Annotated in this window: 11 protein-coding genes; 10 read left to right on the forward strand and 1 reads right to left on the reverse strand. The window is 44.0% G+C overall.

Going from position 1 to position 11,872, the window contains the following annotated elements; all coding sequences use genetic code 11:
* Positions 1-51 precede the first annotated feature (51 nt).
* The 3 genes from DXA60_RS16235 to hcp all read left to right on the forward strand — a co-directional run bounded on the left by DXA60_RS16235 (position 52) and on the right by hcp (position 3,105).
* Positions 52-1,110, forward strand: coding sequence for an iron-containing alcohol dehydrogenase family protein (locus tag DXA60_RS16235; RefSeq protein WP_117922364.1), 1,059 nt, complete (start codon positions 52-54; stop codon positions 1,108-1,110).
* A 110-nt stretch (positions 1,111-1,220) separates the two neighbouring features.
* Positions 1,221-1,409: a hypothetical protein gene (locus tag DXA60_RS16240; RefSeq protein ID WP_117922365.1), complete on the forward strand. Its 189-nt coding sequence runs from the start codon at positions 1,221-1,223 to the stop codon at positions 1,407-1,409.
* 19 nt (positions 1,410-1,428) lie between these two features.
* Complete coding sequence (hcp, locus tag DXA60_RS16245) at positions 1,429-3,105, forward strand: hydroxylamine reductase (protein WP_117922366.1); 1,677 nt, start codon at positions 1,429-1,431, stop codon at positions 3,103-3,105.
* A gap of 7 nt (positions 3,106-3,112) precedes the next feature.
* On the opposite strand, the gene DXA60_RS16250 is transcribed toward hcp, so the two are convergent.
* A complete protein-coding gene (locus DXA60_RS16250; protein ID WP_117922367.1) occupies positions 3,113-3,913 on the reverse strand; it encodes an HAD-IIB family hydrolase in 801 nt (266 codons plus the stop codon).
* A 274-nt stretch (positions 3,914-4,187) separates the two neighbouring features.
* Between DXA60_RS16250 and DXA60_RS16260 the strand changes: the two genes are divergently transcribed.
* The 7 genes from DXA60_RS16260 to DXA60_RS16290 all read left to right on the forward strand — a co-directional run bounded on the left by DXA60_RS16260 (position 4,188) and on the right by DXA60_RS16290 (position 11,388).
* A complete protein-coding gene (locus DXA60_RS16260) occupies positions 4,188-4,634 on the forward strand; it encodes a subtilin biosynthesis sensor protein SpaK (protein ID WP_117922368.1) in 447 nt (148 codons plus the stop codon).
* A 22-nt stretch (positions 4,635-4,656) separates the two neighbouring features.
* The gene (gene pcp / locus DXA60_RS16265; protein ID WP_117922369.1) at positions 4,657-5,301 is read left to right on the forward strand and encodes a pyroglutamyl-peptidase I; all 645 of its coding nucleotides are present in this window, start codon (positions 4,657-4,659) and stop codon (positions 5,299-5,301) included.
* 240 nt (positions 5,302-5,541) lie between these two features.
* A complete protein-coding gene (locus DXA60_RS16270; protein ID WP_117922370.1) occupies positions 5,542-7,101 on the forward strand; it encodes an HlyD family efflux transporter periplasmic adaptor subunit in 1,560 nt (519 codons plus the stop codon).
* A complete protein-coding gene (locus tag DXA60_RS16275; RefSeq protein ID WP_117922371.1) occupies positions 7,098-8,546 on the forward strand; it encodes an efflux RND transporter periplasmic adaptor subunit in 1,449 nt (482 codons plus the stop codon). Before DXA60_RS16270 ends, DXA60_RS16275 begins: the two co-directional genes overlap by 4 nt.
* Positions 8,543-9,994 (forward strand): ABC transporter permease, encoded by a 1,452-nt coding sequence (locus DXA60_RS16280; protein WP_117922372.1) that lies wholly within the window; start codon positions 8,543-8,545, stop codon positions 9,992-9,994. Before DXA60_RS16275 ends, DXA60_RS16280 begins: the two co-directional genes overlap by 4 nt.
* An 84-nt stretch (positions 9,995-10,078) precedes the next feature.
* Positions 10,079-10,621: a hypothetical protein gene (locus DXA60_RS16285; RefSeq protein WP_117922373.1), complete on the forward strand. Its 543-nt coding sequence runs from the start codon at positions 10,079-10,081 to the stop codon at positions 10,619-10,621.
* 74 nt (positions 10,622-10,695) lie between these two features.
* Positions 10,696-11,388 carry an ABC transporter ATP-binding protein gene (locus tag DXA60_RS16290; RefSeq protein ID WP_117922374.1) on the forward strand — a complete coding sequence of 231 codons (693 nt, stop codon included), beginning with the start codon at positions 10,696-10,698 and terminating at the stop codon, positions 11,386-11,388.
* Positions 11,389-11,872 lie beyond the last annotated feature (484 nt).

Raw genomic sequence — 11,872 nt, forward strand, 5'->3', positions numbered from 1 at the left:
TATTGGTTAAAATAATTAAGAGATACAGGAAATTGAAAAAGGAGAGGCAGAATGCAGGCAGGAAAAGGTATTTCAATACCGTCAATTTTAAAAGTAGGAAAAGGTGCTTTAGCAAGGATTGGAAGTTATTTAAAGAAAGAAGGAATCGAACAGGTCGTCATCTTTTTTGGAAATGGTCTGATCGATCTGTTTGGTACAGACGTGATGGCTTCCCTGAAACAGGAGGAGATCAGGGTTTTAGAATATAGTGAGTTAGATACGGTAGATATTGATGATATCATAACGCTGGCATTTGCCATGCCAAACAAGACACAGGCAGTCATTTCCATCGGCGGAGGAAAGGTCATCGATGCCGGAAAGTATGCAGCTTTTTTACGGAATATTCCATTTATCAGTGTACCGACTTCAAGTTCAAGTGATGGATTTTCCAGTGCAAGCGCATCACTTCTTGTCCATGGAAAGCGGACTTCCGTTCCGGCAAGGCTTGCTTATGGCATTATCGTGGATACACAGATCATACGGACTGCACCGGAGAAGTTTATTTATTCCGGGATCGGTGATATGCTCTCAAAGATCACAGCTATTTATGACTGGATCTATGAGGAAAAGTGTGGTTACAGTGAGGTAAATGATTTTGCGGTGATGATCGCAAAAAAGGCGGTTAACAGTTTTGTGCGGACGCCGTATGAGAGCATTAAAGATGAACTGTTCTTAAAAGAGCTGGTCGATTCACTTGCCATGAGCGGGATCGCCAATGAGATCGCAGGAAGCAGTGCACCGACGAGCGGAAGCGAGCATCTGATCTCACATGCATTAGATAAAATATTAGAGATACCGCAGTTACATGGAATCCAGGTTGGCATTGCGACCTATATCATGAGTAAAGTGCAGGATCACCGTTATGTGCGTGTTGAGACGGTTCTTAGGGAAACCGGATTTTTTGATTACGCAGCGACACTTCAGATGAAACGTGATGATTTCATCCGGGCAATCGATATGGCACCGTCCATCAAACCGTTCCGTCACACTTATCTGCATGAGGAGAGTTACCGGGAGGCGGCAAAGAAACTGGTGCGTGAGGATGAAGTTTTAAGCAGAGTACTTGTATAAAACCGGCAATAACCGGGAAAACTTAATAAAAATACAAAAGAGAAAGTAAATGTTCATATTTGGAGCATTTACTTTTTTTGTGAAAAAAATCGGGAGGAAAACAGGGATATATGATTAAAGAAGATGGTTTACCGGTAGGACTTGGGTTTGGACTGGCGATGAATGAGAAGGCATTAGGACAGTTTTCCATGATGACGGAAGATGAAAAAAGACAGGTTATTGATGCAGCGAGAAGTGTACAGACAAAAGAGCAGATGGACAAGATTGTAAAAAATATTGCGGATATGGAATTTTTTTAGAAAGATATGAGGATAAAATATGGGAAATAACATGGATTTGAACTATGAGATGTTCTGTTATCAGTGTGAGCAGACGGCGAATGGAAAGGGCTGCACAAAACTCGGCGTTTGTGGAAAGACACCGGAGATCGCAAATCTGCAGGATCTTTTGATCTTTCAGGTAAAGGGGATCAGCTGTTATGGAAAAGTGCTGATGGAAAACGGTGCACATATGGATAAAACGGTGGTAAGTTTTATTGAAAATGTGCTGTTTACAACACTCACAAATGTGAATTTTGATGTGGATGCACATTTGGAATTATTGCGTGAATCACAGAGAATCAAAGAGCAGGTCAGGGAAATGGCAGGAAAAAGCAGTAATCCGACCGCGCATGCAGCCTATGATCTGCCAGAGAGTAAAAGTGATATGCTGCGCGATGCACCTCTTGCAGGAATTATGTATGATAACACGTTAGATCCGGATATCCGTTCCCTGCGCCAGACGATCATTTATGGGTTAAAAGGTATCAGCGCGTACGGACATCAGGCGAGAGAACTTGGATATTACAGCGATGAGGTGGATGATTTTTATCTGTTAGGGCTTGAGGCGACCACAGATGACAGTCTGACGGTGGAAGAATTGATCCGTATGACAATGCGTACCGGGGAAATGGCACTTGCGGTTATGAAAAAACTCGATGAGGCAAATACGGAAATTTATGGGAATCCGTATCCGCACAAAGTGGATGTAACGATCAAAAAAGGTCCATTTATTATTGTTTCTGGACATGATCTAAAGGATTTAGAGATGTTGTTAGAGCAGACAAAAGACAAGGGTATCAATATTTATACACATGGTGAGATGCTGCCATGTCACGGCTATGAAGGGTTGAAAAAGTATCCGCATCTGGCTGGTAATTTTGGAGGTGCATGGCAGGATCAGCAGAAGCAGTTTGACAATATTCCGGGCTGTATCCTGATGACTACAAACTGTCTGATGCGTCCAAGAGAAAGTTATAAAGACCGTATTTACAGCACAAACGTGGTCGGCTGGGAAGGTGTAAAGCATATTGGAAAAAATGAAAAAGGGGAAAAAGATTTCAGTGAGATCATAAAGCAGGCGTTAGAGCTTGGAGGATTTAAAGAAGACCAGGAAAAACAGGAGATATTGGTCGGTTTTGGGCATGCTGCAACATTAAGTCAGGCAGATAAAATTGTGGAAGCGGTAAAGAGTGGACAGATCCGGCACTTTTTCCTGATCGGAGGCTGCGATGGTGCCAGACCGGGTAGAAATTATTATACGGAATTTGCCCAGATGGTGCCGAAAGACTGTGTGATCTTAACACTTGCCTGTGGAAAATACAGGTTTAACAAGCTGGACTTTGGGGAGGTGGCAGGATTGCCGAGACTTTTAGATGTCGGACAATGCAATGATGTATATTCAGCAGTTAAAATTGCGACGGCACTTGCAGACGCATTTGAAACGGATGTCAATGGTCTTCCACTTTCCATGATCGTTTCGTGGTATGAACAGAAAGCGGTGGCAGATCTTTTGGCACTTTTGAGTCTTGGTGTCCACGATATCTATCTTGGACCGACATTGCCAGCATTTTTAAGCCCGAATGTACTGCAGTATCTGACAGACACATTCCATTTAAGGCAGATCAGTAATGCCAGTGATGACATTAAGACCTGTCTGAAACAAAATATCGCATAAAAACATACTATTGTTCAAAAAATCCAAGCTGCTCTAAGGCGTAAGCAATACCATTTTCGCTTGCGCGTTTGGTTACAAATGATACCTGATCAAACAGGGAAGCCGGGGAAGCATTTCCCATGGCAACGCTGTTTGGTACATAGGAGAGCATCGGCAGATCGTTGTTGCTGTCGCCGATCGCATAGGCGGCGTTAAGATCTAAATGATAATAGTTGAGCACATACTGTATGCCGGTTGCCTTACTGTAGCCGGTCGGGACAAATTCGCGGAAAGTACCGCCGCGGTCGATGCAGGTAAAATAAGGATCACTGACTTTGCGAAATTCTGCTAACTGATCGGGAGTCTGATACCAGATCACAAATTTATCGCAGAAGAAGTTCGGGTTTTCTAAATTTTCCGGCATATCATAATCGCGGCTTACGAATGCTTCATACTGGCGTATGGCATCCGGGTGTGTAAGGGGTCTGCTTTTATCGAATGCTACTTCTTTTCTGGATTCGAAAAGGATATCCACATTTGTTTTTCGCGCTGCTTCTAAAAGCTGCATGGTAATGCTGTGCGTCTGGGCAACGTGCAGTGCTTCCGTGCCGGAGCAGAAAATGTTCGTGCCGCATCCGCAGACATAACCGTCAAAGCCGATCCGTCTGAAACGCGGTTCTACATTCTGAAAGCACCGGCCAGTATTGATAAACATCAGATGACCGAAGGTGCGTGCACGTCTTATTGCATGAATTACACTTTCAGGCAGTGAACCGTCGATCTCCGAAGTTAAGGTTCCGTCAATATCAAAAAAAGCGATTTTTTTCATAGATTCATCTCCGTAAAATAATCATGATAAATAAATCTGACCGAAAGAATTGTACGTTATTTTTTTCAAATTGTCAAAACGAAATAGAAGATGGTATAATGTGCGTAAGCAATGAGCAGTGCCACATGAGGGTAAAACAAAAAATGGCTGCTCGCAGACACTTTGTTGTTTTGTTCTCATGTGATAAGGCGAATGCCCGTCAGTCCGGAAAATCTCTGATTTTTCGGACGTGCATTTCGGACGAAAGCATATATGCAGAATGAGGAGGATTACCATGAAGTACCATACAATAAATGAACTGAGGAACTTTAATTTTAAGGAGGCATATATCGCACAGATCTGTGCTGTAAGCGGGATGTTTGAGATTGTATTTGATAATGTGACGATTCTGCCGGAGAATTCCTGTAACCGTGATATCAGGGAGATGCGTGCAAATGAGCTTGTCTTAAAGATCAGTGATCCGGTAATTGAGGCATTTGTGGAGGAAGGATATAAAGTCTACGATGCGAACGGTAACTTAAAAAAGAAAAATGAGGATGTCGTGATCCTGCCGGAAAATTATGCTGATAAATTCAAAGAGTTAGAGGGCTGTGAAGTATATTCTGTTGAACAGGAAAAAGGATGTTATATCATTTCTGTTGATACGGAGGATCATACATTTTTACTGCGCGTCAGTGGTTCCGGGGATACGGAAGAGTGGGATCGTTTTCTGAACAAATAACTGGAGATAAAGGAGTATTCCGATGAAAATATTAGTGACAGGGTTTGATCCGTTTGGCGGAGCATCGATCAATCCTGCATACGAGGCGGTAAAACTGCTCCCGGATAGGATAGAAGGAGCAGAGGTGATCAAAATGGAGATCCCGACTGTGTTTGGAAAAGATGAGGAAGTCATAAGGACTGCTGTGGAAAAATATCATCCGGATGCTGTGCTATGTGTGGGACAGGCTGGTGGAAGATCCGGGATCACAGTCGAGAAAGTTGCCATTAATCTGATGGAAGCACGCATACCGGATAATGAGGGAAAGCAGCCGTCAGATGAACCGATCAAAGAGGATGGAGAGAATGCATACTTTGCTTCTATCCCGGTAAAGTGCATGGTGCAGTATATAAAAGAAGCCAAAATACCGGCGCGGGTTTCCTACACAGCGGGAACTTTCGTCTGCAATGACATCATGTATCGTGTCCTTTATATGATCGACAAAGAATATCCGCATATGAGAGGCGGGTTTGTACATGTCCCGTATCTGCCGGAGCAGACGCTTGATCTTCCGGAAGGAACACCAAGTATGTCGGCTGAGATGATAGAGGAGGCATTAGAGTATGGAATCCGGGCGATCATTGAGAATGAGGAAGATGTGAAGACGACAGGTGGAGAGATTCACTGATGAGATGACGGTGGTATGCGAAATATTACAGTTGAAATTATAAATAATAGAATGATAGAGCCGGAGCAGTGCGGATATGCGCTGCTCCGGCTCTTTGTAGTTTGCGGTATACGTTTCTGACACACATATTTAACGATTCTTTCACATAACCATCACATTACAATCAGCTGTTCTTTAAATTGCGATGTTATCTTTATACCGTTAAAACGGAGCACGTGAGTATGGAAAGTGAGGAAGATAATGAGAAAACAAGGAAAAAGAATGATGAGTGTGATCGCCGGCATTGCAGCTGTTTGTGTGATGACAGGTGGGATCGGGTATCAGGCGATAGCATCCGGAGCACAGACGAACAGTACAGAGCAGAATGAGAAAGGTCAGGATACAGATCAGCAGGAGAGTTCAGACGGCTCTTTTTCGGAAGATGGTACAACACAGATCGGTACAACAAGCCAGATGCCGGAATTTACGGTAAATGCAGTGACAATGACGGTAGAAGAGATATATGCCACATCCGGAGATACCGTGAGTAAAGGGGATGCCCTTTTTAAGCTGACGGATGAAAGCATGGAATCAGCAAAGGCATATTATGAAGATGCCATTCATGACGCTGAAAATACGCTGAAAACAGCAAAGGCAGATCTTGCAAGTGGACAACTTTCCGCAGAGAGCGCGAAGCAGGATTCCGATTTAACAGCACAGACTGCAGAGGAAAATTATCAGGCGCAGATAGATGCGCTAGATGCTGCAGTGGAAGAAAAAAAGGAAGCATATGATGAAGTAGTAGAACAGATATCTGAATATCAGACGAAGATTGATAACAATGACTATTATGTGGAATGTGCGATTGATGAGAAAAAGGCGGCAGTTGATGCGGCAGAGACGGCGTTGGCACAGGCACAGGATACGCTGACACAGGCGCAGGAGTCTGATAACAGCACAAGTCAGGCGGTATCAGCGGATTTGTCAAATATCAGGGAGCAGATCGGGGCAGGAGCAGATTCAGATACGCTGCTTTCCATTGTACAGCAGGCAGTGGATGATTACACGGCAAGAGAGCAGCAGTCTGATATACTTACGGCGGCACAGCAGGCGGCAGATGCGGCGCAGAGCAAACTCGAACAGGCACAGAAGGAATTTGATTCGGCAGTCGAGACTTACAATAAAAATGTAGAAGAAACCAATACAAAAATTACAGAACTGACAGAGAGTTTAGATAATCTGAAATCTGATTATGAACAGGCCGCGCGTGATGCAAAGACACAGAAAGCCGAACTGAAAAATGAATATGATACCGCTGTAGTGGAAGGTAAATATGCGGGAAGTACGTATGAGGCAACTGTTTCGGAACTGGAAAGTGCAGTGGAATCTGCACAGAATACACTTGATACATTAAAAGAAGAACAGACTGCACTGATTGCGTTGGAAAATGGTGTTGTTACTGCAGATGAGGATGGAACGATCGCAGCAGTGCCTTATGAGGCAGGAAATACGCTGCAGCCGGGTACTGCATTTGCGTTGTATTGTGATACACAGACGATCATGATCTCAGTGGAAGTGTCACAGGAGAAGGTAGCGCAGGTTCATGTTGGTGAAGAGGTATCTGTCATGATATCAGGAAACCGGGAAGGAGCAGTAACAGGAACTGTTTCATCGATCGCATCTTCGGCAACAACTGGAGAAAGTGTTTCTAATGTCACTTACGCGGTGATTATTTCAATTGACAATCCGGATGGAAAACTTGGTTCCGGTTCTTCCGCAACCGTTATATTCCAGGGAGAACAGGAGGAAAAAACAGAATGAAAAAGAAAAAGGTGGCAGTAATTCTTTCGTTAGGCGCAGCAGCCCTTCTTATGATAGGAGGGATCAGTGTATATGCACACCAGTTTTCGGACAGCGCGGAATCAGAGACTGTCTATAAAGAGACGACAGCGGGATATGGAACTCTTACAGTTGGAATTACGGAGAGCGGAAGCGTGACGATCGGAAGTATCTCACAGGATATGGACGAGGATATAAGTATATCTTCGGATTCAGGAAGTGGACAGACAAGTGGAACGCAGGCATCAGGAACGTCAACAGGTAATTCTTCGGTGGCGTTAGAGGTAGAGGAAGTGTATATTTCAGTTGGACAGCAGGTAAAGGCAGGCGATGCACTGCTGAAATTGACAGATGACAGTATTGAAAAATATCGGAAAAAATTAAAAGAAGCTGTGACGGAGGCTTCGGCAGATTATAACTCTGCAGCACTTAGTTCAGCGAAAGAAAAGGTAAGTGCCAGCTATTCTTATAACTTAAGTGTGGCAGAGGGAAGTGTGGCGCAGGAAGAATATGAGACAACGATCAGTGAACTGCAGGATGCAGTGGATGAAGCACAGGAAGCAGTGGATGAGTCACAGGCACTTCTTAATTATTATCAGGAAATGATCGATGGTGGCATGGATTTAAGTGAATCTCTCGCAACGGAACAGGAGAATTACAATAAGTTATATAACAAATTAAAAGCAGCAAAGAGTGCATATACCACAAAATCCGTTGAGGCAGAGAAAAAATATAAAGAAGCAATGTTAAACTATGAAAATGCAGACAGCCAGTACTCTGCAGATGTGACTGGTGTGGATGGTTCTGTGGAAACAGCGGAAGATACACTGACAGAAGCAAAAGAGGCATTAGCTGAATTTGAAGAATTTGTGGGTGATGGCACGATCTATTCAGATTATGACGGTACGATCATGTCAGTCGGCTATGAGGCAGGAGATGATCTGTCCGCAGGTACGGATATTGTAACATTTGCGGACACGGATGCAGTGACGATGACAGTATCCGTTTCGGAGGAAGATATTTCCGGTATTGCGATCGGGGATGAGGTCATGATAGACCTTAACGCTTACGAAGACCAGACTTTTTCCGGCGAAGTTGAAAGTATCGATACTTCTGTATCAAGCGGTTCTTCCACGGTTTCTTATAATGTGACGGTAAAATTAAGCGGTGATGTGGATGGTATTTATACCGATATGACCGGAAATGTGACGTTTATTGAAAAACAGGTAACAAATGTTGTTTATGTTTCAAATAAGGCGGTCATCAACGAAGGAACTGCATCTTATGTGAAAGTCAAAAACAGTGATGGAACTATTGAAAAGAAAGAAGTTACGACCGGATTTTCTGACGGTGTCAATGTGGAGATCACGGAAGGACTTTCCGAGGGAGAAACGGTTCTGATAGAAAGTCAGGTGACAAACGAATGAAACCATCTGAATTATTAAGACTGGTCTGGATCAATATTACCCAGAATAAATTTAAAACGATCATGACTTCGATCGGTATCATTGTTGGTGCGGCGACGATCGTGATGGTGATCGCCATTGGAAAAGGTGGCCAGGAGGATGTGGCAGACCAGTTTAAAAACTTAAATGCAGGTGCGATCGATATTTCCTATGACGGTGGAGATAAAAATCGTGGTGGAAATCAGGATTCCGGTGATTCATCAGGTTCCGGTATGATGATGATGCCATCCGGTGGCGGGGCACCATCCGACAGCAGTTCTTCCATGGGAGGCTCTGGTGGTTCTTCGAGAGGATTTTCCGGCGGCGGTGATTCCTTTGGTGGTGGTCCGTCTGGTGGAAATGGCGGCGAACCTGGTGGTGACGGAGGCGGCATGCCGGGGGGCATGGGAGGCTTCTTTGGCGGTGGAAGTGATATGGAAGACCGCATGAATCAGGAAAATATCACATTGGATGAAGATGATGTGGATGATATTGAAACCTTTGTTTCCGGAATTTCGGCGGCAACGATATCCTATACGACCAGATCTGCGGTGGATGGCGGGGATATTGATGAGGCACAGACCTATTCGATCGCAGGAGTAAAAGATAATTATGCATCCATCAGTAATCTGAGTCTTGCAGTCGGGGATTTTATCACAGAATCTGATGATGAAAATAAAGAGAAAGTCTGTGTGCTTGGTGTATCTGTTGCAGAAGAAATCTTTGGAAGTACGATCGATGCATATGGCAGTGTGATCTATATAGACGACCGTTCTTATGTGGTTAACGGAGTTCTGTCTTCCATGGGGACGGTGGCATCCGGCATCAGCCCGGATGATTCCATTTTTATTCCATATGCGACAGGGGTAAAATATTTAGTGGGAACAAATGTGAATCCGACGATCACTGTGATCGCAGAAGATGTAAGCAACGTATCCGGTGTCACGGAAGAAATCACAGAAGTACTTGCAACTTCCTATCCAAATGCAGAGTTTACTTTTGAGGATGCGGGAAGCAAGATGGAAGCTGCGTCGGCATCGAATGAAATTCTGACGATGCTTCTGATCGCAATGGCGGCTATCGTATTTGTGGTCGGCGGTATAGGAATTATGAATGTGCTGTTTGTGTCAGTCAAAGAGCGCACCAATGAGATCGGTATTTTAAAGGCAATCGGCTGTTCACAGAAAAATATTCTGTTTGAATTTTTGGCTGAAGCTGCAGCAATCAGCCTGATTGGGGGAGTGCTGGGCGTCATTGCAAGTCTGCTTGTCACCCCGGTGGCCAGATATCTTGGAGTACGTGTCGAACTGATGCCGGCGGCATTTCTGATCGCATTATTGTTTGCACTCATCACGGGAACATTGTTTGGATTCTATCCGGCATATAAGGCGTCGAAACTGGTGCCGGTGGAGGCACTTGGGGCAGAGTAAAGGTTGAAAAAGATTTTGAAAGAGTTTACGTTATAGAGAGTTTTGCAGGTTTTTCGAAATGCTTTAGAAGGGTAAAGGTATTTGATGAAGAAGAAAGTAACAGTTATAGTTGTAATTTTAATAGTGATTATTCTCATTGGTGCAGGTGTGATGTGGCGGATGAGGAGAACAGAGGCAGAGGGAAGTTCGTTAGGGGATAATCAGAAGTATGTTTATGCGTATGTTTCGTCGATTGAGGGGAACGAGATAACTTATATGGAAGTGGATGAGTCAGTGGCGAAAGCGGCAGAAGAAAATGCGGATTCTGACAGTATGGAACAGGCTGGAAACAGACAGGCACCGGCGGATATGAGTGGTACGTCAACTGAACAGGACAGCAGTAACCAGGCAGGGCAGGTGACACCAGATATGGACAGCACCAAGATGCCGTCAGACGCACCGGGTGGCATGTCAGATATGACAGGTGAGACAGTCACAACGCTGATTCCTGTTGGTGTAACCGTACATACTGCATCAGATACGGAAACTACCTTTTCACGTCTTGCCGCAGGTGATCTGCTTAAGATTTTGGTAGAAACAGACATAAGCGGCAATGATGTGATTGAAGAAATCTGGATGTTACAGTAATGTAATCCGTATACAAAGAGTCATATATAAAGGGTTATACACATAATGAGTCACACACAAAGAAAGGAGCATATATGGACGCAGCACAGCATTTACCTGAAATCATCACCATGCAAAATGTTAACAAATCCTATAAAATGGGAGCTAATTCGCTGCATGTGTTAAAAGACATTTCACTGACCGTTGAAAAAGGGGAATATCTTGCTATCTTAGGACCATCCGGTTCTGGTAAAAGTACCCTGATGAACATTATCGGCTGCATGGATGTTATGGACGGGGGAACTTATAATCTTGACGGTGTTGAGATTGAGATGGCAAAGGAAAAGGAACTGACTAATATCCGCAACCAGAAGATAGGATTTATTTTTCAGAAATATCATCTGATTCCAACTTATAATGTGCTTCAAAATATTGTTATGCCACTTTTAATGCGCGGGATGAATTTAAAAGAAGCAAAGGATGCAAGTATGGATACCATTGCAATGTTAGGGCTTGCAGAGCGTATCGATCATAAACCAAACGAACTTTCCGGTGGTCAGCAGCAGCGTGTTGCGATTGCACGTGCCTTAGTCGGTCAGCCGGCAATTCTGCTTGCAGATGAGCCGACCGGTGCCTTAGACCGCAACAGCGGAAAAGAAGTGTTAAAACTGTTTCAGCGGTTAAGTGATATGGGAAATACGATCGTTATGATCACACACGATCTGAGCGTTGCTGAACATGCGAAGAGAGTGGTGCGTATTGTGGATGGGGAACTCTATGAAAATTAAAAGTGGTATTCGGTTGGCTTGTGTGGTAGGATAATGAAAACTGACAAATGCTGGTTTGTTGAGGCATGCGTCGCCCATCCAAATGGTGTTTCGTAGGCTTGTGAGTGGCGTCTTGCGCAAAGCCGGAGTAATTTTGGTTCCGTTGTACGAAAATAAGAAAAGTCTAAGTGTGTCTGAGTTAGATTTTCTCGGAGTGACGTGACCGGCGTTCAACGAGCCATCCATGACTCGATGCTGCCTTGTTCTGCCATCCGTGGCAGAACATCACTGTATACCTACGGACACACTAAGATTTTCTAATTTTCTCCCAAAGTCACAAAATCAGCTCAGGCTTTGCGCAAGATGCCAATCGTCAGGTTGTGAACACCATTTGGGTGGGCGGTTCATCTCAAAATTCGGGGGCGTAGGTGTGGATTTTTGATATTCGCACGAATGAGAATATGCTTAAAATTCTAATGTGCTGTATCATTAATATTTAGCCTGA

Source organism: Roseburia sp. OF03-24 (assembly GCF_003463035.1).
GTDB classification, from domain to species: domain Bacteria; phylum Bacillota; class Clostridia; order Lachnospirales; family Lachnospiraceae; genus Roseburia; species Roseburia rectibacter.

Excerpts from the sequence above, each read along its gene's own strand:
- DXA60_RS16235 (WP_117922364.1), top strand. The coding sequence starts at position 52 with ATGCAGGCAGGAAAAGGTATTTCAATACCGTCAATTTTAAAAGTAGGA.
- DXA60_RS16240 (WP_117922365.1), top strand. The coding sequence starts at position 1,221 with ATGATTAAAGAAGATGGTTTACCGGTAGGACTTGGGTTTGGACTGGCG.
- hcp (WP_117922366.1), top strand. The coding sequence starts at position 1,429 with ATGGGAAATAACATGGATTTGAACTATGAGATGTTCTGTTATCAGTGT.
- DXA60_RS16250 (WP_117922367.1), bottom strand. The coding sequence starts at position 3,913 with ATGAAAAAAATCGCTTTTTTTGATATTGACGGAACCTTAACTTCGGAG.
- DXA60_RS16260 (WP_117922368.1), top strand. The coding sequence starts at position 4,188 with ATGAAGTACCATACAATAAATGAACTGAGGAACTTTAATTTTAAGGAG.
- pcp (WP_117922369.1), top strand. The coding sequence starts at position 4,657 with ATGAAAATATTAGTGACAGGGTTTGATCCGTTTGGCGGAGCATCGATC.
- DXA60_RS16270 (WP_117922370.1), top strand. The coding sequence starts at position 5,542 with ATGAGAAAACAAGGAAAAAGAATGATGAGTGTGATCGCCGGCATTGCA.
- DXA60_RS16275 (WP_117922371.1), top strand. The coding sequence starts at position 7,098 with ATGAAAAAGAAAAAGGTGGCAGTAATTCTTTCGTTAGGCGCAGCAGCC.
- DXA60_RS16280 (WP_117922372.1), top strand. The coding sequence starts at position 8,543 with ATGAAACCATCTGAATTATTAAGACTGGTCTGGATCAATATTACCCAG.
- DXA60_RS16285 (WP_117922373.1), top strand. The coding sequence starts at position 10,079 with ATGAAGAAGAAAGTAACAGTTATAGTTGTAATTTTAATAGTGATTATT.
- DXA60_RS16290 (WP_117922374.1), top strand. The coding sequence starts at position 10,696 with ATGGACGCAGCACAGCATTTACCTGAAATCATCACCATGCAAAATGTT.